At 71.8% G+C, this 21,304-nt stretch carries 18 protein-coding genes; 11 read left to right on the top strand and 7 right to left on the bottom strand.

Annotated elements, in window-relative coordinates; genetic code table 11:
- Positions 1-6 precede the first annotated feature (6 nt).
- Genes ACGFNP_RS02390 through aroQ form a run of 4 tightly spaced genes read left to right on the top strand, consistent with a single transcriptional unit; the run spans position 7 to position 4,294 of the window.
- Positions 7-1,107, top strand: a complete 1,101-nt coding sequence (locus ACGFNP_RS02390; RefSeq protein WP_358334220.1) for a hypothetical protein — start codon at positions 7-9, stop codon at positions 1,105-1,107.
- Positions 1,104-2,531 (top strand): hypothetical protein, encoded by a 1,428-nt coding sequence (locus ACGFNP_RS02395; RefSeq protein WP_393313889.1) that lies wholly within the window; start codon positions 1,104-1,106, stop codon positions 2,529-2,531. Before ACGFNP_RS02390 ends, ACGFNP_RS02395 begins: the two co-directional genes overlap by 4 nt.
- The gene (locus ACGFNP_RS02400) at positions 2,522-3,814 is read left to right on the top strand and encodes an AAA family ATPase (protein ID WP_358334226.1); all 1,293 of its coding nucleotides are present in this window, start codon (positions 2,522-2,524) and stop codon (positions 3,812-3,814) included. The genes ACGFNP_RS02395 and ACGFNP_RS02400 overlap by 10 nt, the downstream gene beginning before the upstream one ends.
- Before the next feature lie 24 nt (positions 3,815-3,838).
- Complete coding sequence (gene aroQ / locus ACGFNP_RS02405) at positions 3,839-4,294, top strand: type II 3-dehydroquinate dehydratase (protein ID WP_358334229.1); 456 nt, start codon at positions 3,839-3,841, stop codon at positions 4,292-4,294.
- On the opposite strand, the gene ACGFNP_RS02410 is transcribed toward aroQ, so the two are convergent.
- Positions 4,295-5,194, bottom strand: coding sequence for a ThuA domain-containing protein (locus ACGFNP_RS02410; RefSeq protein WP_393313893.1), 900 nt, complete (start codon positions 5,192-5,194; stop codon positions 4,295-4,297).
- Between the two features lie 154 nt (positions 5,195-5,348).
- Here ACGFNP_RS02410 and ACGFNP_RS02415 point away from each other — a divergent pair, with 154 nt between their 5' ends.
- On the top strand, positions 5,349-7,472 hold the full coding sequence (locus ACGFNP_RS02415) for a PQQ-binding-like beta-propeller repeat protein (RefSeq protein ID WP_358334236.1): 2,124 nt from the start codon (positions 5,349-5,351) through the stop codon (positions 7,470-7,472).
- Here ACGFNP_RS02415 and ACGFNP_RS02420 read toward each other — a convergent pair.
- From ACGFNP_RS02420 to ACGFNP_RS02430, 3 genes are read right to left on the bottom strand one after another with little or no spacing between them, the layout of a single operon-like run.
- Entirely contained in the window at positions 7,466-8,209 is a 744-nt protein-coding gene (locus ACGFNP_RS02420) for a citryl-CoA lyase (protein ID WP_393313896.1), read from the bottom strand. The two genes, ACGFNP_RS02415 and ACGFNP_RS02420, sit on opposite strands and share 7 nt — an antisense overlap.
- Positions 8,202-9,356 (bottom strand): CoA transferase, encoded by a 1,155-nt coding sequence (locus ACGFNP_RS02425; protein WP_358334242.1) that lies wholly within the window; start codon positions 9,354-9,356, stop codon positions 8,202-8,204. The genes ACGFNP_RS02420 and ACGFNP_RS02425 overlap by 8 nt, the downstream gene beginning before the upstream one ends.
- Before the next feature lie 17 nt (positions 9,357-9,373).
- Positions 9,374-10,147 carry an IclR family transcriptional regulator gene (locus tag ACGFNP_RS02430; protein WP_393313899.1) on the bottom strand — a complete coding sequence of 258 codons (774 nt, stop codon included), beginning with the start codon at positions 10,145-10,147 and terminating at the stop codon, positions 9,374-9,376.
- 185 nt (positions 10,148-10,332) lie between these two features.
- On the opposite strand from ACGFNP_RS02430, the gene ACGFNP_RS02435 reads away from it, so the two are divergent.
- The 6 genes from ACGFNP_RS02435 (at position 10,333) to ACGFNP_RS02460 (ending at position 18,121) form a co-directional block, all read left to right on the top strand.
- Positions 10,333-11,781 (top strand): aldehyde dehydrogenase family protein, encoded by a 1,449-nt coding sequence (locus tag ACGFNP_RS02435; protein WP_393313902.1) that lies wholly within the window; start codon positions 10,333-10,335, stop codon positions 11,779-11,781.
- Positions 11,778-13,496, top strand: a complete 1,719-nt coding sequence (locus ACGFNP_RS02440; protein ID WP_393313905.1) for a thiamine pyrophosphate-binding protein — start codon at positions 11,778-11,780, stop codon at positions 13,494-13,496. Before ACGFNP_RS02435 ends, ACGFNP_RS02440 begins: the two co-directional genes overlap by 4 nt.
- A gap of 114 nt (positions 13,497-13,610) precedes the next feature.
- Positions 13,611-14,753, top strand: coding sequence for an ABC transporter substrate-binding protein (locus tag ACGFNP_RS02445; RefSeq protein ID WP_358334254.1), 1,143 nt, complete (start codon positions 13,611-13,613; stop codon positions 14,751-14,753).
- Between the two features lie 7 nt (positions 14,754-14,760).
- The gene (locus tag ACGFNP_RS02450; protein WP_393313909.1) at positions 14,761-15,630 is read left to right on the top strand and encodes a branched-chain amino acid ABC transporter permease; all 870 of its coding nucleotides are present in this window, start codon (positions 14,761-14,763) and stop codon (positions 15,628-15,630) included.
- A complete protein-coding gene (locus tag ACGFNP_RS02455; RefSeq protein ID WP_393313912.1) occupies positions 15,627-17,423 on the top strand; it encodes an ATP-binding cassette domain-containing protein in 1,797 nt (598 codons plus the stop codon). Before ACGFNP_RS02450 ends, ACGFNP_RS02455 begins: the two co-directional genes overlap by 4 nt.
- Positions 17,420-18,121, top strand: a complete 702-nt coding sequence (locus ACGFNP_RS02460; protein WP_358334263.1) for an ABC transporter ATP-binding protein — start codon at positions 17,420-17,422, stop codon at positions 18,119-18,121. Before ACGFNP_RS02455 ends, ACGFNP_RS02460 begins: the two co-directional genes overlap by 4 nt.
- A gap of 45 nt (positions 18,122-18,166) precedes the next feature.
- On the opposite strand, the gene ACGFNP_RS02465 is transcribed toward ACGFNP_RS02460, so the two are convergent.
- The 3 genes from ACGFNP_RS02465 to ACGFNP_RS02475 all read right to left on the bottom strand — a co-directional run bounded on the left by ACGFNP_RS02465 (position 18,167) and on the right by ACGFNP_RS02475 (position 21,161).
- Positions 18,167-18,982 carry an N-acyl homoserine lactonase family protein gene (locus ACGFNP_RS02465; RefSeq protein ID WP_393313915.1) on the bottom strand — a complete coding sequence of 272 codons (816 nt, stop codon included), beginning with the start codon at positions 18,980-18,982 and terminating at the stop codon, positions 18,167-18,169.
- Positions 18,983-19,040: 58 nt separating this feature from the next.
- The gene (locus ACGFNP_RS02470) at positions 19,041-20,378 is read right to left on the bottom strand and encodes an MFS transporter (protein WP_358334269.1); all 1,338 of its coding nucleotides are present in this window, start codon (positions 20,376-20,378) and stop codon (positions 19,041-19,043) included.
- A 117-nt stretch (positions 20,379-20,495) separates the two neighbouring features.
- Entirely contained in the window at positions 20,496-21,161 is a 666-nt protein-coding gene (locus ACGFNP_RS02475) for a TetR/AcrR family transcriptional regulator (protein ID WP_358334272.1), read from the bottom strand.
- Positions 21,162-21,304 lie beyond the last annotated feature (143 nt).

The raw sequence follows: 21,304 nt of genomic DNA on the forward strand, positions 1-21,304 counted from the left end.
CGGCCGATGAACCGGCTTGACGCGCTGCGAGGCACGACGCCACCGAAGCCGCACGACGCCCGCGCCATCGCCGCGCTCGCGGCGAACCCCGGCTGCTCGCGCAGAGCGCTCATGGACGGCGCCGGGATCGACAAGGACGCCGCGGCCCGGCACCTGGGCTTCCCCGCGCCGTTCGGCCAGTCGCCGTTCGCGATCACCCGCGGCAACATGTTCGAGGCGCTGGTGAAGGCCGACGGCTGCGCCGAGCTGCTGCGCATGCTGCGGGAGCAGCTCGGGCTGCCGATCGCCGAGGTGGCCTACCACGACGTGGAGAACGTCGGCGCGCACCTGCGCCACGCCCACACCAGGGCGCTGTTCGACCGGGCGGTGTCCGAGGGGCAGGACGCGGGGACGGTCTACGACCACCCGCTGCTCAGTCTGGAGATCGCCGGGCACGCCGCCTACCTGGAGCCGGACGTGGTGGCGTTCCAGCTCGGCGGGCGCTTCCACATCGTGGAGATCAAGTCGTTCGCGGTGATCGACGGGCAGGCGGACCCGGCCGCGGTGGCCGCCGCGGCCCGGCAGGCGGCGGTGTACGTGCTGGCGCTGCGCCGGCTGCTCGGCGAGCTGGGGCACGACCCGCTGCGGGTCTCGCACGAGGTGGTACTGGTCTGCCCGGAGAACTTCGCCAACCGGCCGGTCGCCACACTGGTGGATGTACGCCCGCAGCTCGCCGTGCTGGAACGCCAGCTCGACCGGATGACGGGCCTCGACCGGCTGCTCGACGTGCTGCCCGAGGACGTCACGTTCGACCTGCTGCCGGGCGAGGACGGGCTGCCGACCCGGTCCGCCGCCGAGCTGGCCGACGCGCTGCGCGGGACCGACGCCCGGTACGCGCCCGACTGCCTGTCGACCTGCGACCTGTGCTTCTTCTGCCGCGACGAGGCCCGGCAGGAGGGCGCCTCCGACCTGCTGGGCCGCCACGTACGCGACGAGCTGGGCGGCGTCGCCTCCGTCGGCGAGGCGCTCGGGCTGGCCGACGGCACCCGCGACCCGGCCCCGGGCCAGGAGGAGATCGCCCGGCTGCTGCGCAACGCCGAACGCCTGCGCAGAGAGTGCCTGACGTGAGCCTGCTCACCTCGCTCGCCCGGCTGCGGGCCCTCGACGAGGGCATCGCGCAGCCCATCGCGACCGTCCGGCACTGCCACCTGTCGGCGCGGCCGATGGTGTTCATCCCGCTCAAGCTCTCCGGCGAGGCCGCCGCGCCGCTGGCCGCCATGCTCGGCACCGACCGCGCCGAGCCCCGGCTGCTGGTGGTGACCCAGCCGCGCAACCGCGATCTGCGCTTCGCCTGGGCCGCCGAGCTGGCCGGGCTGCTGCTGCCGTACATCCAGAGTTTCCTGAGCGAGATGGAGACGGTGGAGCGGAAGAACGCCGATCCGTACGAGCGGGCGCTCGACGCGCCGCAGCTGATCGTGCCGAACCAGGCGGGTGTGGCGTTCACCCGGCTGCTCGGCAGGTCCACCCGGTTCCGCCGGGCCGACGGGCCCTACCCGGTGCCCACGGGGGTTCCGCTGCTCGGCAGGTGGCTGACCTGGTTCGCCGAGCGGGCCGGATATCCGGGGTCGTCGCTGACGCTCGCCGCGAGCGAGGAGCTGGGCCGGCACTGGGCGAGCGGGCAGAGCGGCCTCGAGGACGCGAACCTGGCCGCGCTGCTCGCCTGGATCACCGACGGGCCGAGCGACGACGCGGAGGATCCGCTGATCTGGCCGCCGGCGGGACCGGTCACCGATCCGGGGTTCGACGCCGAGGTGCTGGCGCCGGCGATCGAGAAGGGCTCGGCCGAACGCGTCACCGAGGCCCTGCGCACCCAGCTCGAACCCACCTGGCGGCTCATGTGGCAGGCGATCGACCTGCTCGGCGGCCTGCCCGAGGGGGCCAGCGTGGCGCAGCGGTGGGAGCAGGACCGCGCCTCGTTCAGCGGCCTGGCCGCGCAGATCGAGGACGGCGGGCCGCCGCAGGCCAGGCATGACGGCGCGATCGCCGCCGCCGCGCGGCTGGCCCGCATGGAACGCGCCCAGGCCGCCTACGAGGTGCAGCGCGCCTATGACGACCCGCTGGTCATGGCCGAGTACCGGCTGACCGGCGAGGCGTTCGCGGGAGAGGTCATGGAGACCGAGCCGGAGAACTTCGAGGGCGAGGGCCGCTCGCGCAAGCTGCGCCCGCTCGTGGTGGTCAAGACCGACGATCCCGTACGCCTGCCGCCCGGCACCGCGCTCGGCACCCCGCAGCGGCGCGGCCAGGGCGCCCAGCTGGTGGAGGCGAGCGACGGCCTGGTCACCCTGAAGATCACCAAGGGCATGGGCCGCGGCAAGACGCCCACTCCCGGCGCGGTGCCCGAGGTGGGCGAGCGGGTCTGCTACACCTCGCTCACCGACGACTTCCAGGGCGCGCCGAGCCTGCCCGACGCGGAGGCGACGCCGTGGACGCACGGCGGCCCGCCGCAGGAATACCGCCCCACCGACGAGGACGCCCGGGAGGAATGGTCGTGACCGCGGACGAGGCCAGTCCGGAGCAGGTCATCAGGAATGTGCTCGCCGACCTGCCGAAGAACCGCGGTGTGGTGGTCGACTCCCCGCCGGGGGCGGGCAAGTCCACGCTCGTGGTCCGGGCCGCCGCCCACCTGGCCGAGACCGGCGAGCCGCTGATGATCGTCGCCCAGACCAACGAGCAGGTCGACGACCTGGTGGCGCGGATCTCGGAGCGGCATCCCCATCTGACGGTCGGACGGCTGTCGGCGAGCGGCTACGTGCCGCCGCTGCGCCTGCTGGAGCTGCCCGGCGTCACGGTCGGCACGAGGATCCAGGATCTCGGCGACCCCGACATCATGATCGCCACGTCGGACAAGTGGGCGTGGATCTCCGGCCGCACCTGGCCGTGGGCGATCGTGGACGAGGCGTACCAGATGCGCTCGGACAAGCTGCTGCGCATCGCCGGGCTGTTCGAGCGGGCGCTGTTCGTGGGCGACCCCGGGCAGCTCGACCCGTTCTCGATCGTGGACGGCGACCGCTGGTCCGGCCTGTCGTGGGACCCGCTGCAGAGCGCGGTCTCGGTGCTGCTGCGGCATAATCCCGACCTGCCGGTGCACCGGCTGCCGGTGTCGTGGCGGCTGCCCGCCTCGGCCGCGCCGGTGGTGTCGCGGGCGTTCTACCCGTTCACCGGGTTCCGGTCGGGCACCGGGGCCGGCGAGCGTCGGCTGGAGCTGGCCACCGGCGGCATGGGCACCGTGCACGACCGGGCGCTGGAGGAGGCGGCCCGCTCCGGCTGGGCGCTGCTGGAGCTGCCCAACCGCCACACCGTGCGCACCGACGGCGAGGCCGTGCAGGCGGTGGCGCTGCTGGCCGAGCGGCTGCTGCAGCGCGGCGCGGTGGCGGGCTCGGAGCAGGGCGAGCGGCCGGTGACCGCCGACCGGATCGCGGTCGGCGCGGCGCACCGCGACCAGGTGGCGGCGATCAGGAACGCGGGACTGCCGCCGGACATCACCGTCGACACCGCCAACCGGCTGCAGGGCCGCGAGTACGACGTGACGATCGTGCTGCACCCGCTGTCGGGCCGCCGGGACGCCACCGCGTTCCATCTGGAGTCGGGGCGGCTGTGCGTGCTGGCCTCGCGGCACCGGCACGCGTGCGTGGTGGTGGCCAGGGCGGGCATCGCCGAGCTGCTCGACGCCCATCCGTCGGCGGAGCCGGTACGGCTGGGCGTGCCGGTGAAGTTCCCCGACGGCTGGGAGGCCAACCAGTCGGTCCTGGAGCACCTGGCCCGCCACCGGGTGTAGCGACGACCATGAAGTGAGGCATGTGTGACATCCGTCTACGTTCTCAACGGCCCGAACCTCAACCTGCTCGGCACCCGCAAGCCGGAGGTGTACGGCACCACGACGCTGGCCGACGTCGAGCAGCTGTGCGGCGAGGAGGCCGCCGAGCTCGGCCTCGACCTCCGGTTCCGGCAGTCGAACCACGAGGGGCAGCTCATCGACTGGATCCACGAGGCCGGGGCCGAGGTCAAGGCCGGGCGGTGCGTCGGCGCGGTGTTCAATCCCGGCGCCTACACACACACGTCCGTCGCCCTGCACGACGCCATCGAGGGCGTGGAGCTGCCGGTGATCGAGCTGCACATCTCCAACGTGCACGCGCGCGAGCCGTTCCGGCACCACTCCTACATCTCGCCGGTCGCGCGGAGCATCGTGGTCGGGTTCGGCGTGTACGGCTACGTGCTGGCGCTGCGCGGCCTCCACCACGCCGCCACCCAGAAGTGATCAGCGGCAGAAGGGCGTCATGCCCATCGCCGACTTGACGCCGCCGGTCAGGTGGCCGAGGAAGCGCTGGTCGCCGGTCCACGCCTGCACCTCGTGGCCGAGCGTGGTGACCCACGACCGGCCGCCGTCGTAGTACTGGCACCAGGAGACCGGGTGGTCCCTGCCGTGCCCGGGGTGGCCGAGGTTGCCGCGGGTGCCCTTGAGCATGGTGCTCTCGTCGACCTGGGCCAGGACGCGGACGCGGGTGGGGGCCGGGACGAGGTTGTACCACTCGTCGCTGAACGTCCAGGCCGGCGGAAGGCCCTGGGTCGAGGCGTCGCGCCGATCGACCGTGCGTACGGTGGCGGGCTGATCGGGGCCGTGGTCGTAGAAGTTGGCCTCGCCGAGCAGCCCTTCGTACCAGGGCCAGTTGTACTCGGTGCCGAAGGCGTTGTGCACGCCGACGAAGCCGCCGCCCGCCCTGACGTACTGGCGCAGCGCGGTCTGGGCGGCGTCGTCGAGCGCGTCCCTGGTCGTGCTGAGGAACATCACCGCGTTGTACTTCAGCAGGCTCTGGGCTGAGGCGAGCTGGGTGACGTCCTCGGTGTAGTCGACCGCGAAGCCGTTGTCCTGGCCCAGCTTGAGCACCGCCTTCACGGCCACGTTGTCGTCGTTGAGCGGCGGGTTGAGACCCGGCCCGAGCACGGTGCCCAGATGGGCGTGGCGGGGGCCGGCCGTGCGCGTGTAGACGAGCAGCCGGTAGCCCTTGGCCGGGTCGAAGTTGCCCCAGTCGTGGTAGCAGCGGGCGTCGGTGCCCCGGCACACACCGCCGGCGGGGGCGGGATCGTCGGAGGTGGCGGCTGAAGCGGGTAAGCCGACCGCCAGCAGCAGGGCGGCGGTCACGAGCGTCGAGGGTCTCACGGGCACCTCCGGGGTCCACCAGGTGGATCGATCGTTCCACAGCGTAGCCAGCGGTCCGAGGCCGGGCAAGGTCTTGTCTTCACCGCCGCACCGGCTTATTGTGCGTCCGTTAAGCGGATCTATAGGTCCACCTAGTGGACCACAAGAAGGCGTGGTGCCAGTGGAACGACGTAACTTCCTCATCGGCGCGGCCGCGGCACTGGCCGTGCCCGCTCGTACGGACGCTCCCGCTCCCGTCCCGGAACAGCAGTCCCCCGCCCTGGGCAGCGCGGGCAGCGACTTCCCCAAGGTCTGTGGCAACCTCGGCAACCACAACCACTCGCCGCTCAAGAAGATCACCGCGCGCAACCTGGACCGCCTCGGCGGCGCCTGGCACGTCAACCTGGAGGGCGGCAGCACCGCCGCGCCCCAGCAGAGCACCTGCGTCGTGCAGGACGGCATCCTGTACGTCCAGACCACCCAGCAGAACGTCTTCGCCGTGGACGGCAGGACCGGAGCGCTGAAGTGGAAGACGAACCTCGGCACCAAGCAGACGAACATGCGCGGGGTCGCCCTCGGCGAGGGCCTGGTCTTCTCCACCTCCGGCGCCAACATCGTCTACGCCCTGGCCAAGGAGAGCGGCCAGGTGGTGTGGCAGCGGCAGCTCATCACCGAGGACGAGGGCGGCGGCGACACCGGCGGCTGCGATCCCCAGAACGGGCAGTGCGGCGGCCTGACCGGCACCCTGGCCGGAGCGGTCGTCTACTGGGACGGGCTGATCTACGTCGGCATGCAGGGCAGCACCGGCGGCGCCCGGGGCCGCGCCTACGCCCTGAAGGCGGCCACGGGCGAGGTGGCGTGGACGTTCTGGGCGTGTCCGGGCGAGGGCCAGTTCGGCAACGACACCTGGGAGGGCGAGTCCTGGAAGACCGGCGGCGCGGTGCCGTGGATCCACCCCGCGATCGACCCGGACCTCGGGCTGGTCTACTGGACCTTCGGCGGCTCCTACCCCCGGCTGGACGGTTCGAGCCGGGGTGGCGACAACCTGTTCGCCAACTCGATCGTGGCCATCGACGCCAAGACCGGCAAGCGCGCGTGGCACTTCCAGTCGGTGCACCACGACATCTGGGACCTGGACAACGTCATGGCGCCGGTACTCGTGGACGTGCGGATCGGCCGCGACAAGCGCAAGGTCGTGGTCTACGGCAGCAAGGCCGGCATGTTCTACTTCCTCGACCGGGCGACGGGTGAGCCGGTCCACGGCGTGACGGAGCGGCCGGTGCCCCAGGACTTACGCCAGAAGACCGCGCCGACGCAGCCGTTCCCCGGCGGTGAGCCGTTTATCACGCAGGCGCCGGAGTTCGGCAAGGCGACCAGGCCGGTGCCGTTCTACGCCTGGGGCGGCCTCTACACGCCGCACTGGGACCGGGCGACCATCATCTTTCCCGGCGCGGGCGGCGGCGCCGACTGGGCGCACCTGTCGTTCAACCCGCACACGGGCTGGATCTACGTCGGCTACGGGCTGATCAACTCCGGCTTCTCCAACAGCCGCGACGGCCGGGTCAACACCTCGCGCCCGCTGGGCGAGTACTTCGCGGGGGGCATCGCGGCCGTCGATCCCCGTACCAACAAGCCGGTGTGGACCCTCGACAGGGAGTGGTCACTCGCGCACGGCAACGGCATCCTCACCACGGCCGGGCGGGTGATGTTCCAGGGCGGCCCCGACGGGGTGCTGCACGCGATGGACGACACCGACGGGAAGATCCTGTGGAGCTTCCAGTGCGGCGCCGGGGTGCACACCAGCCCGATCAGCTACGAGATCGCCGGCGAGCAGTACATCGCGGTCCTGGCGGGCGGAAACGGGCTGCCGTACCCGGACATCCCGCGCGGTGACCACCTGTGGGCGTTCAAGCTCGGCGGCAAGGTGGCACCCGCGGCGGCGCCCGTACCGCCCAAGAAACGCAACGACATCAGGACCGCCGCCGTCGCCGGCACGACGGTCACGCTGGGCCGCGTCTGGGACGCGGCGAACCAGCGGCCGGGCCCGGCCGAGAACACCGTCGCCCAGAACGCCATGTCGCCGCAGCACCTGCGGGTGCCCAAGGGGACGGCCGTCACGTTCACCAATCCGGCGGACAACGCCTTCGCGCACGCCGCCGTCTCCTTCTTCGAGTACGAGTTCGACAGCGGCGTGCTGATGCCGGGGCAGTCGTTCACCCACACCTTCGCCACGCCCGGCGAGTACTTCTACAACGACGCGATCTTCCCGCAGAACACCGGGAAGATCGTCGTCTACTGACCGAGGTATGTCGGCCGGATCGAGGGGGGCAGCGGGCCCTTGTTGCGCCGCCCCTGCCCCGCCTCCTCCCAGGCGTGCGCGAGGATGCCGACGCTGCGGCCGAGCACGAACAGGCCCCTGGCCAGCGGCGCGGGGAAGCCCAGCTCGGCGTAGACGACGGCGGTCGCGCCGTCGATGTTCATCGGGACCGGGCTGATCAGCTGCTCCACCTCCTCGGCCACCCGCAGATGGTCGCCCGCCACGACCCCGTCCGCCACCGCCCGCTCCACCAGGCCGAGCAGCGGATCACGGCGCGGGTCACGGGTGTGGAAGCGGTGCCCGAACCCGGGCAGGTACTTGTCGCGGGCCCGCCAGCGGGCCACCGTGGCCGCGGTGTCGCCGCAGGCCAGCGCCTCCTCCAGCAGCTCCACGCACTGCTCCCCCGCGCCGCCGTGCACGTCGCCCAGCAGGTTGACGCCGGTGGCGACGGCGTTGTTCAGCCCGACGCCGCAGGTGATCGCCATCCGCGCGACGGCGATGGACGGCGCGTGCGGGCCGTGGTCGACCGAGGAGACCAGCGCGGCCTCCAGCAGCGCCGCCCGCCGCGGGTCGGGCAGGTCGCCACGGAGCATGAGCCAGATCAGCTGCGCGAACCCCACCTGGCCGATCAGCTCCTGGACCGGCCGGCCGCGCAGCTCGATGACGTCCGGCTCGATCCTGGAGACGGCGGTGCCCCACCAGTCGGCCGCGTCACTCATGCGCGTACTCCTCGTTGTGGGCGCCCAGCAGCGGCGGGGCGGCCGGGGGGCGCAGCGGTTCGTCGTCCACGAGCACGCCGTTGCCGGTGACGGTCAGGCGGCGGTCGCTCCCGCCGGGGAAGCTCAGGTCGGTGAGGAAGCCGCGATGCCGGAGCTGGTCGAGCGCCAGCGCCTGCGGGACGGTCAGGACGCGGGCGGCGGGCACGCCGTGACCGGAAAGCAGTTCCTCCCACTCCTGCGCGGTCCTGGCCCGCAGCGCGCCGTTGAGCTCGGCGTTCAGCGCCTTCCGGTGGAGCTTGCGCGCCTCGGGGAGGGCGAATCGCGCATCGGCCACGAGGCCGGGGCGGCCGATCAGCCGGCAGAGCGTCTCGAACTGCGTCTGCTGGTTGGCGGCGATGTTGAGCGGCCCGTCGGCGGTCTCGAACGTGCCCGACGGCGCCGCGGTGGCGTTCTGGTCGCCCATCGGCTCCGGCTCGACGCCGCTGACCAGGTAGTTGGACACGGTCCAGCCCATGGCGGAGATCGACGCCTCCAGCATGGACAGATCCAGGAAGCTGCCCCGCCCGGTGCGGTGCCGTCCGGCGAGCGAGGCGCAGATCGCCATGGCGGCCATCAGCCCGCCGACCGTGTCGCAGACCGGGAAGCCGACGCGCATCGGCACCGTGTCGGGGGTGCCGGTGACGCTCATCATGCCCGACAGCCCCTGGATGATCTGGTCGTAGGCGGGCGCCCCGCTCATCGGGCCGCTCTGCCCGAAGCCGGAGATCGCGCAGTAGATCAGCCGCGGGTTGAGCTCACGCAGCCGGTCGCGGTCGTAGCCGAGCCTGGCCAGCACCCCGGCCCGGAAGTTCTCCAGCAGGACGTCGGCGCCGGTGACCATCGCCTCGAACGCCACCCGCCCCGCCGGGCTCTTCAGGTCGAGCTCCACCGACTTCTTGCCCGCGTTCTGGGCCAGGAAGGAGGCGCCGAGCCGGTCCCGGTTGAGCTCGTCGTCAGGGCCGAGGCGCCTGGCCAGGTCCCCGCTGCCGGGCAGCTCGACCTTGACGACCTCGGCGCCGAACAGCATCAGCTGGTAGCTGCAGTAGGGTCCGGCGAGCACGCTGGTCAGATCGACGACCTTGACACCGTCCAGTGGCAACTGCTGCATTCACGCTCTCCCAATGCTCAGGTCAGGGGATGGTCGAACCCGCGCTCCGACATGCGCCCCGCCACCTCGCCCAGGTCCGCGACGAACTCCGCCACCCGCTCGTCCGTGAACCGCACGGTCGGGCCGCTGAGCGTGAGCGCCGCCACGATCGCCTTGGCGCCGCCGGTCACGGGCACCGCGACGGCGGACAGACCGGGCTCACGCTCGCCGTGGCTGACCGCGTGGCCGTCGGCCGCCGCCTGGGCGATCCACTGCCGCAGCGTCTCCAGGTGCGCCTCGCCGTGCGGAGAGGTGCGGGCGATCCGCGTCAGGAGCCGCGCGGGCGCGTCCCTGAGCAGGACCTTCGAGGAGGCGCCCGCCCACATCGGCAGCTCGTCGCCGACCCGCACCACGTGGCGCAGCGGCTGCGGGCTCTCCTGCTGGGCGATGCAGACGCGGTGGACGTCCCTGGCGACGTAGAGGTTGACGGTCTCGCGCTGCCGGGCCGCCAGGTCGCGCATGAGCTTGACGGTCTCCGGTGGCAGCTCCCACGCGCTGCGGGCCAGGTGCGCCCAGCGCCACAGGGCGGGCCCCGCGGTGTAGCCCTTGGGCGCGGCCCACAGCAGGCCCATGTGCTCCAAGGTCTGCAGCAGGCGCAGCGCCGTCGTCTTGGCCAGGCCGGTCTCGTCAACGACCTCGCGGATCGTCAGGATCCGCCGGTCCTCGCCGAGCAGGGACAGGATGTCGAACGCTCGCTGGACGCTGCGCACGCCACCGGACTCGCCGGATTCTGCCGGGAAGTTCGCAGGCACGGGTCCTCACTTGTCGGTCGAAGGTGAACTCCTGCTCACCCTCTCATGCGGTCCGTACGCTAACACTCGGTCCATTATACGGTCCATACGTTCCACTACGCGGTTCCTCTTGCGCGGACCGGAATGTCCTCATACTTTGAGCAAGTCCACAGTGCGGTTCTGATGCACCACTTAGTGGAGTCGAGATGGATGCGATCTACCAAGCGGGCTGCCTGGTCGCCGGGACATGGCTGACCGACGGCCCGACGGCCGAACGAACCGGCCCCTACCTGCGGCGGACGGTCAGCCGGGCCCGCACGGCGACGCCGGACGACATCACCCGGGCCCTGGCCTACGCCGGGCGGGCCGCCCGGGCGGTGGCGCGGTTAGCCCCCGCGACCAGGGCCGCGATCCTCGAACGCGGCGCGGCCGAGGTCACCGCCCGCGGCGAGGAACTGGCCCGGCTGCTGGCCGTCGAGCTCGGCAAGCCGCTGAAGGACGGGCGCGGAGAGGTGCTGCGGGTGGCCGACACGCTGTCGGTGTCGGCGGCCGAGGCCAGGGCGCTGGGCGGCGAGGTGCTGCCGGTGGCGGGCTGGGCCCGCGGCGTGGGCAACACCGCGCTGACCTGCCGCGCCCCCGCCGGTCCCGTGCTGGCGATCACCCCGTTCAACGCCCCGGCGAACCTGCTGGCGCACAAGCTCGGCGCCTCCTTCGCCGCGGGCAACACCACGATCGTCAAGCCGCCCCCGCAGGCGCCCGCGGTCTCGACGGAGCTGGTGCGGATCCTGCTCGACGCCGGGATGCCGGTCGAGGCCGTACAGGTGCTGCACGGCGGCGCCGACGTGGGCGCGCGGCTGTGCGCGGCGCCCGAGATCGCCGTGGTCAGCTTCACCGGCGGCGTGACGGCGGGCGCCGCCGTCGCCCGCGCCGCCGGGCCCAAGCGGGTGCTGCTGGAGCTGGGCGGCAACGCCGCCACGATCGTGTGCGAGGACGCCGACGTGGCCGAGGCGGCGCGGGTCTGCGCGCGCACCGGCAACAGCAACTCGGGGCAGAGCTGCATCTCGGTGCAGCGGGTCTACGTCCAGCGCGGCAGGTTCGAGGAGTTCGTGGCCGCCCTGACCGCCGAGGTGAAGGCCCTGGTCGTGGGTGACCCGCTGGACCCGGCGACGGACGTCGGCTCGATGGTGGACGACGACGCCGCCGCGCGGGTGGCCCGCTGGGCCGGCGAGGCGGCCGGCCAGGGCGCCGTGATCACCACCGGCGGCGGCCGGTCGGGGGCGGTGATGGAGCCGACCGTGGTCGCCGCGCCGCCCGCCGACGCCAGGCTGGTGCGCGAGGAGGTGTTCGGCGCGCTGGTGGCCGTGCTCCCCTATGACGGCTTCGACGAGGTCATCGAGGCGTGCAACAGCAGCAGGTACGGCCTGCAGGCCGGTCTGTTCACGCATGACGTGCGACGGATCGTCCAGGCGTGGCGCGAGTTGGAGGTCGGCGGGCTGGTGGTCAACGGGTCGTCGAACTTCCGCCTCGACCACGTCCCCTTCGGCGGCGTCAAGGACTCCGGCATCGGCCGCGAGTCACCCCGCTGGATGATCGAGGACTTCACCGTGACCAAGACCCTCCTGCTGCGGGGCCTGACCATCTGGGGAGAAGAATGACCGCCACCGCCGCGCACGCGCTCGTCGCGCAGTTGGAGGACCTCGGCGTCTCGCACGTCTTCGGCACCTGCGGCCACACCAACATCGCCGTGCTGGACGCGCTCGCCGACAGCCGGATCCGGTTCGTCATCGCCCGGCACGAGCAGGCCGCCGCGCACGCCGCCGACGGCTACGCCCGTGTGTCGGGAAAGCCGGGCGTGCTGCTCGTCCACGTCGGGCCCGGCCTGACCAACGCCACCACCGGGGTGCTGACCGCGGCGCTCGACTCGGTGCCGCTGGTGGTGATCTCCGGCGACGTCCCCTCCTACTACCACGGGCGGCATCCGCACCAGGAGATCAACCTGCACGCCGACGCCGACCAGGCGGCCGTCTTCCGGCCGTTCGTCAAGCGGGCGTGGAACGTGCACCGGCCCCAGGACCTCGGCCGGGCCGTGGAGCGCGCCTTCTGGACGGCGACGACGGGACGGCCGGGGGCGGTGCTGGTCAACGTGCCCATGGACGTCTTCTCGCGGGCCGCCGAGCCGTACCCGTCCCTCAGCCGCGCCGAGCCGCCCGGTCTGCCGGCGGAGGTCGCCGAGCGGATCGCCGCCGCCCTCGCCGGGGCCGAGCGGCCGCTGATCTACGCGGGCGGCGGGCTGCGCGACGACGCCGAGGCGCTGCTCGGCCTGGCCGAGCACCTCGACATCCCGATCGCCCACTCGCTGATGGCCAAGGGGACCGTGCCCGACGCGCACCCGCTGGTCCTCGGCATGACCGGGTTCTGGGGGCTGGAGCTCACCAACGACTACGCCCGGGACGCCGACGTGGTGCTGGCGCTGGGCACCCGCTTCGCCGAGACCGACTCCAGCTCCTGGGATCCCCGCTTCACCTGGACGCTCGGCGACAAGAGCAGGCTGCTCCAGATCGACCTCGACCCGGCCGAGATCGGCCGCAACTACCCGGCGGAGATCGGCGCGGTCGCCGACGCCGCTCTGGCCATCAGGGCGATCGCCGCGGCGGCCACCGAGCAGCCCGCGGCGAGCCGTCCCGCGCTGCGGGAACGGATCCGCGCGGCCAGGTCGGAGCTGTTCGCCGCCAGCAGGGAACGCGGGCGCGCCGACGACTTCCCGCTGCGGCCCGAGCGCATCCTGGCCGACCTGCGCGACTCGGTGCCCCCGGACACGATCCTCGTCACCGACGTCGGCTGGAACAAGAACGGCGTGGCGCAGTGCTACGAGCTGCCGCCCGAGGGCCGGTTCATCACCCCCGGCGGCGCCTCCACGATGGGCTTCGGCCCCGCCGCGGCCGTCGGCGCGCAGCTCGCCGAGCCGGGCAGGACCGTGGTCGCGCTGATCGGCGACGGCGGCATGAGCGCCCAGCTCCCGGCCGTGCCGCTGGCGGTGGAGGCGGGCGCGCCGGTGATCTTCGTGGTGATGAACAACCGGTCCCACGGCACGATCTCCGACCTGCAGTCCGCGCACTTCGGCCGCAGCCACGGCTGCGACTTCACCGACCCCGCAGGGCGGCCCTACAGCCCGGACTTCGCCGCCCTCGCGCGGGCCTGCGGGGCCGGCGGGCACACCGCCACCGCACCTGAGGACCTCCGTACGGCCCTGCGCAAGGCAGTGGCCGACCGGCGGCCCGCGGTGATCGACGTGCCCATGGTCAACGAGCCCGTCCCCACCCCTGGCCACTGGAACATCAAGGACATCTACCAGAGCGTCTTCCCCGACTGAAACCGTTGCACGTTCGCTCTTTCCTCTGGTGACCCCCGGCCGTATAACTAACGTACTAGTTCGTGCATTAAGCGGCTCTATCCCGAAAAATCCCCCCAAACGAGGTGAACCGTGTTGTCCGCGAGATTCCCCGTCGCCGCCGTGTCGCTCATCATCACGCTGGCCGCCTGCTCGGCGCCCGGACAGCAGTCCGGCACGAAAGCCGATGCCACAGGACCCATCAAGGTCGCCAACATCAACGCGCAGAGCGGCCAGCTCAGCTCGCTCGGCAAATGGGAGAGCAAGGGCGTCAAGCTGGCCGTCGACGAGGCCAACAAGGCCGGCGGCGTCAACGGGCGGCAGATCCAGCTCGACCTGTTCGACGACCAGGGCGACCCCACGGTCGGCACGAACCTCGCCAGAAAAATCGCCGGTGGCGGCTACGTCGCCATGCTCGGCACCGCCGAGAGCGCCGTCACCCTGGCCATGGCGCCGATACTCAAGGACGCCGGCATCCCGAACATCACCTCGGGACAGTCGCCCAAGCTCGCCGCGCTCAAGAGCCCGTTCCTGTTCCTGAACGCGCCGACCAGCGTGACCTACGACGAGACGCTGGCCAAGTACCTCGTCGACGACAAGGGCCACAAGAAGATCGCGCTGATCAGCAACAACGGCACGTACGGCGCGGGCGAGCACGACGCCTTCCTGGCCGCCCTCAAGACCAGGAACGTCACTCCTGTCGCCGACGAGGCCGTCACCCCCGACCAGAAGGACTTCAGCGCCTCCCTCACCGCGATCCGGCAGAAGGACCCCGACGTGCTGTTCATCGGCGCCGAGGAGGTCGAGTCCGGGCTGATCGCCAAGCAGGCCCGCGAGCTGGGGCTGAAGGCGGTCCTGGCGGGCGGCGCGCCGATGGGCACGGACGTGTACGTCACCACCGCGGGGGCGGACAACGCCGAGGGCTCGGTCATCAGCTCGCCGTACCTCAGCAACGACACGAGCGAGGCGAGCAAGACCTTCTCGGCCGCCTACCAGGCCGCGTTCGGCGAGGCCGCCGAGCTGCACGGCGCCAAGGCCTACGACGGCGCCAAGATCCTCATCGAGGCGCTCAAGCAGACCAAGGGCGCCGGCGGCCGGCCGCTCGCCGACGCGATCCGCGCGGTCAAGCGTGACGGCCTGCTCGGCGACTTCGCCTACGACGACTCCGGGGTGGGCATCCACGCCACCCAGATCGGCCTCATCAAGGCCGGGAAGATCGTCGCCGAGTCGGCCGGCTAGGAGAACCGTGCAGGTCTTTCTGCAGACCCTCATCGGCGGCGTCACGTTCGGCGCGGTGTACGCGCTGGTCGCCATGGGCTTCTCGATCGTCTACCGCACCATGGGCCTGGTGAACTTCGCCCACGGCAACGTGGTGATGATCGGCGCCTACGCCGCCTCCAACCTCTACATGTTCGCCAAGCTGCCCTTCCCCGTCGCGGTCGCGGTGGCGATCGCGGTGACCGCGCTGATCGGCCTGGTCATCGAGCGGGTGCTGCGCCCGCTGGAGAACAAGGACTTCGACCTGATGCTGATCGGCACGATCGGCTTCGGGACCGTGCTGGAGGCCGGGGCGATCCGCGTGTTCGGCGCGACCGGCCACGCGGTGCCGTCGCCGGTGGCGACCGCGCCGCTGGACCTCGCCGGGATCAAGATCCCGACCTACAGCCTGGTGGTCATCGGCGTGGCGGCCGCGGCCACCGTGCTGCTGGGGATGTTCCTGCAGCGCACCAAGCGGGGCGCGGCCATGCAGGCGGTCGCGATGGACCACGAGGCGGCCACCGCCGTCGGCATCCACGTCGGCCGCAGCAACGCCATGGCCTTCGCCATCGGCGCGGGCCTGGCGGCGCTGGCCGGCGGGCTCATCGGGCCGATGCTCTACGTCAGCCCCACGATGGGCGGCTCGCTGGGCATCAAGGGCTTCGCCGCCGCGATCTTCGGCGGCTTCGGCAGCATGCGGGGCGCGATCGCCGGTGGCATGGCGTTCGGGCTGCTCGACTCGTTCGCGGCCGGCCATTTCCAGGAGTACTCGGAGCTGGTGACGTTCCTGGTCTTCGCCGCCATCGTGATGGTCCGCCCCACCGGCATCTTCGGAGAGACGACGGTGAACCGAGCGTGAAACGGCTGATCCCCCTCATCGCCGCCGCCGTGGCGGCCTGGCTGCTGCCGTACGGGCTGGGCGGATACGCGATCCACGTCGTCGACGTGGCGATCATCTTCGCGGTCCTCGGCATCGGCCTCGGGCTGGCCATGGGCGTGGCCGGCCAGATCAATCTGGCGCAGATCGCCTTCTTCGGCGTCGGCGCCTACGCCGTCGCCATCCTCACCACCCGCGCCGGGTTCGGCTTCTGGACCGCCGCCGTGCTCGCCCTGCTGGCCGCCGTCCTCGTCGGGCTGCTGGTGGGCCTGCCCGCGCTGCGGATGCAGTCGCACTACCTGGGCATCGTCACGCTCGGGCTGGCGCTGGCCTTCGTCAACTGGATCACCAACGCGACCGTCGCCGGGCGGGCCGAGGGCATCAGCGACATCCCGGTGCCGCCGCTGTTCGGGGTGGACCTGTCCAGCGAGTACCTCTTCTACTACGTCGAACTGGTGGCGTTCGCGCTCGCGCTGGCGTTCGCGCTGTTCCTGACCCACTCGCCGCTCGGCCGCAGGCTGCGCGCCATGCGCGACGACGACCTGGCCGCCGGCGCGCTCGGCGCGGAGATCCCGCTGCTGCGCATGACCGCCTTCGTGCTGTCCGGCCTGTACGGCGGCATCGCCGGAGTCCTGTACGCCGGGCTCATCCGTTTCGTGGCGCCGGAGACGTTCAGCATCGCCAACATGTTCCTGCTGCTGGCCATGGTGATCATCGGCGGCAGGCGGAGCATCCTCGGCTGCGTCGTCGGGGCGGTGGCGCTGTCGCTGGTCAGGGAGGCGCTGCTGGACGTGTCGGCCTACGCCCAGCTCGGCTACGGGACCGTGGTCGTCCTCGTGGTGGTCTTCGCTCCCACCGGTCTGGCCGGGCTGCCCGCCCGGCTCCGGCGCCGCCGGGCCGCCGGGGCCAGAGCCACCTTGGGGCCTTTCCAGCCGTACGAGCGGGCGGATGCCGACGCGAGCACGGGCACGGGCGGTGACCTGCTGGAGATCGATGGGGTGACCATGCGGTTCAAGGGTCTGACCGCGCTCGACCAGGTGTCACTCACGATCACGGCCGGCGAGATCCGCGGTGTGGTGGGGCCCAACGGGTCGGGCAAGACGACCCTGTTCAACGTCGTGAGCGGCTTCTACACACCGACGTCGGGCCGGATCCTGTTCCGGGGGCGGGAGGTCACCGGCGCGGCTCCGTACCGGCTGTCGCTGCTGGGGGTGGCCCGCACGTTCCAGAACCTGCGGCTGTTCGGCGACCTGACCGTCCGGGAGAACGTCCTGGTCGGCCTGGACCGCACGCGGACGCGCTGGGTCTGGCGCTACCTCGCGCTGCCCTGGAGTGTGCTCGGGTTCGAGCGTGCGCTGCGGGAGCGGGCCGGGGAGCTGATCGACCGGTTCGGGCTGCGGGACTTCGCCGACGCCGCCCCGCGCGCGCTGCCGTACGGGATCCAGCGGCGCATCGAGATGGCCCGCGCGATGGCGATGGCGCCCGCGCTGCTGCTGCTCGACGAGCCGGCGGCCGGGCTCAACGGCGAGGAGGTGCGGCAGCTCGCCGAGATCGTCCGTTCGATCAGGGACTCCGGCGTGACGGTCGTGGTGATCGAGCACAACATGGGCCTGGTCATGTCGCTGTGCGACCGGGTCACCGTACTGTCCGGCGGGAAGGTCATCGCCGACGGCGCCCCCGCGGACGTCGCCGTCCAGCCCGACGTGGTCGCGGCCTACCTGGGCGACTCTATGTCCGCCCCGTCCGAGTCCGCCGTCGAGGAGGCCACCAGATGAGCACGCTGATCGTCGAAGGACTGTCGGTGCACTACGGCGGGGTGCGGGCGGCCCACGACGTGAGTTTCACGGTGGAGCCCGGCCAGTCGCTGGGCATCATCGGCGCCAACGGGGCGGGCAAGACCTCCACCCTCAAGGCCGTCATGGGCCTGGCGCCCCGGCAGGCCAGGCGCATCGGGTTCGGCGAGCACGACCTGCTCCGCGCGCCCGCGCACACCCTGGTCCGCCACGGCATCGGCTACGTCCCCGAGGGGCGGCACGTCTTCCCGGGGCTGTCGGTGGAGAAGAACCTGCTGCTGGGCGCCTACACCGGAAACTGGAAGCGGACGCCGATCGGCGAGGTCTACGACCTGTTCCCGGTGCTCGGCGAGATGCGGCACCGCCTGGCCGGGGCGCTGTCCGGGGGTCAGCAGCAGATGCTGGCCATCGGCCGGGCGCTCATGTGCCGCCCCCGGGTGATGCTGCTCGACGAACCGTCGATGGGACTGTCGCCGATCCTGGTCGAGGAGATCGTGACCGCGCTGAAGCGGCTGAACGGCGACGGGCTGAGCATCGTGCTGGTCGAGCAGAACGCCAAGCTCACCTTCGACGTCACCGCCACCTGCCTGGTCATGGAGAACGGCGAGATCGCGGCCACCGGCACCTCGGCCGCCCTGCGGGTCGATCCCCAGGTCCGGCGCATCTACCTCGGCCTGTGACCGCAGCCCCGGCCTGTGAGCCGCCACCTCGGTCGGTGGGTGCTCCTACTCGGCGATCACGGCGACCCGGCCGCTCAGAGCCTCGGTGAGCGGCGGGAAGCGGGTGAGCACCTCGGGGTCGTGACCGGCCACCACCAGGTGCGGCCCGTCGGCGAGCTCGTTGATCCGGTCGAAGGCGCCGTACATGCCGGTCATGCTGTGCAGGATCGGGAACGGCCGGTCGGCTTCGATGTTCTCGTAGAAGTGGCTCGCGTCCGAGGCGATCACCACGTGGCCGCGCGCGGTCCGGATCCGCACCACCTGCATGCCGGCCGTGTGGCCGCCGACCAGGTGGACGCTCAGCCCGGGGACCAGCTCGGCGTCACCGTCGAGCAGGTCCACCCTGCCGTCCTTCTCCGCCTCCCGCAGGTGCGCCACGTCGCCCTCGTCCATCAGCCAGCGTTCCCTGGCGACGCGCCGGGCCCAGGGGCCGGTCCAGTAGTCGAGCTCGGCCCGCTGCAGGACGTACCGGGCGGCGCCGAACTCGCGGGCCGTGCCGGTGTGGTCGTAGTGCAGGTGGGTGAGCACCACGTGATCGACCGAGCCGGCGGGCACGCCCAGCTCGGCCATCGTCTCGGCGGGCGAGGCCAGGTAGTCGAGGCCGTCGATCTTCGCGGCGCGGGCGCGGCTGATGCCGGTGTCGACGACGACGGTGTGCCGGTCGGAGACGGCCAGCCAGGTGTAGTAGGCCGTCGGGTGCGGCTCGCCCGCCCGCTCGTCGTGGCCGTGGAAGTGCTCGCCGCGCAGGGCGTCGCGCCGCGCGTACCGGATGGCGTAGACGCGAAACTCACCGCCCGCGACCGCACCCGCGCCTCCGCTCACGCCTTGCCCACTGCCCACGCCTGCCCGGCCGTCACACCGCGCGCGCCCTTCACGCCCTTCACGCCGTGCTCGCCGTCGCCGTCTGTGCGGGGGTGGTGGTCTTGGCGCCGAGCTGGTCGGTGGGGATCCGGTACGTCTCCCGCGCGGTGGCCACCGCGGCCACATTGATCAGGCACACCACCGCGGTGAGCACCGAGACCCCCAGCCAGCTCCCCCGGCCCGTACCGGCCACCGCCGTGGCGACCGTGGGCGCGAACCCGGCGATGGCGAAGCCGATCTGCGTGCCGATCGCCATCCCCGACAGCCGCACCCGGGTGCTGAACATCTCCCCGTAGAACGACGGCCAGACCCCGCTGGTCGCACTGTGCACGACACCGAACATCAGGATCCCCACCACGAAGATCAGCGGATAGCCACCGGCCGAGATCGCCCAGAGGTAGGCGAAGATCAGCACCGCGCACCCCAGCGAGCCGCCGATGAACACCGGCTTGCGCCCCACCCGGTCCGACAGCGCCCCCCACAGCGGGATCGTGATCACCGCCGCGACATTGGCCAGCACGCCGACCCACAGCATCGGCGCCCGCTCCAGCCCCACCGTGTTGACCGCGTACGACAGCGCGTGCACGGTGAAGATCGTGCTCACCGACGCGATGACCGCGGCCACGACCACCCGCAGCACGTCCGTCCCGTGCTCGCGGAACAGCACGGCCAGCGGCATCTTGGCGACACCGTTCTCGGCGACCTCCCGCTCGAAGGCGGGCGTCTCCTCCAGCGTGCGCCGGATCACGAACCCCACCGCCGCCACCACGATGCTCAGCCAGAACGGCACCCGCCAGCCCCAGCTCAGCAGCTGCTCCTCGGGCAGCGCGGCGATCGGCAGGAAGATCGCGGTCGCGATGATCTGCCCGGCCTGCGTGCCGTTGAGCGTGAAGCTGGTGTAGTAGGCGCGGCGTCCGGCCGGAGCGTGCTCGAGCGTCATGGAGTTGGCGCCCGCCTGCTCACCCGAGACCGAGAACCCCTGCATCAGGCGCAGCACCACCAGCAGCACCGGGGCCAGCACCCCGACCTGGTCGTAGGTGGGCAGGCAGCCGACCAGGAACGTCGACAGGCCCATCAGCACCAGCGTGGAGACCAGCACCTTCTTGCGCCCGAACTTGTCCCCTATGTGGCCGAGCACGAACGCGCCGACGGGCCTGGCCAGGTAGCCGACGCCGAACGTGGCCAGGGCCAGCAGCGTTCCGGTGCCCGGAGCGGACGTGGGGAAGAAGATCTTGCTGAAGACCAGGGCGGCGGCGGTGCCGTAGATGAAGAAGTCGTAGTACTCCAGGGCACTGCCGATCCAGGCGGCGATCGCGGCCTTGCGCGGCTTGCCCTGGGGGGTGGGTGCGTTGGTCACGGGGGCTCCTCCCGGGTGAGATAGCCCCGAAACTAACTCACTGGTTCGTACATTACAAGAGTGTGAATGACCCTTCTCCAGAGCGGCTGTGATCGTGTGCGCCGGTCCGCCCGCAGGTCACGGGGGCGCGCCCGCGCCGCGCAGGTAGGCGACGGTCAGCTCGCCGACCATCGTGCGCAGCCTGGCACGGTGCTCGGGCGCGGTCATGTCGCGGCCGAACAGCGCCCCGAACGTGTGCTGGTTGGCGACCCTGAAGAAACAGAACGCGCTGATCATCATGTGCACGTCGATGGCGTCGGCCTCGGTGACGAAGTCGCCGGACTCCTGCCCCGCGTCGAGGATGCGGGAGATGAGGTCGAGGACGGGCGTGCCCAGGTTGCCCAGCAGCTCGGACTTGCGGATGTGCTCGGCCTCGTGGATGTTCTCGATGCCGACCAGCTTGATGAAGTCGCGGTGTGCGTCGTGGTGGTCGAAGGTCAGCTCCGCCAGTGTGCGGATGGCCTCCACCGGCGCCAGGTGCGCCACGTCGACGGTCCGCTCGGCGGCCCGCACCTCGGTGTAGGCCTTCTCCAGAACGGCGATGTAGAGCTGCTCCTTGCCGCCGAAATAGTAGTAGATCATGCGCTTGGTGGTGCGCGTCCGCTCGGCGATCTCGTCCACCCTGGCCCCGGCGTATCCGTGCCGCGCGAACTCCCGCTGCGCCACCTGGAGGATCTCCGCCTTGGTCCGGTCGGCGTCACGCTGACGTTCGCCACCGGCGCGGGCGAGTGGCTGCGAGGTCATGAGGCTCCATGGTCAGGCCAACGGGGTCACGTTCATCTGAATTGTGGCACGAAGACTCGGTCTGGCAGCGCCGGGAGGAAGCCCCACCCTTCTTAGGAGGTGCGCGATGGCGATCCCGCCGCTCCGCCACCAAACGGCACGGT

This window comes from Nonomuraea sp. NPDC049269, assembly GCF_043197155.1.
Lineage (GTDB): Bacteria > Actinomycetota > Actinomycetes > Streptosporangiales > Streptosporangiaceae > Nonomuraea.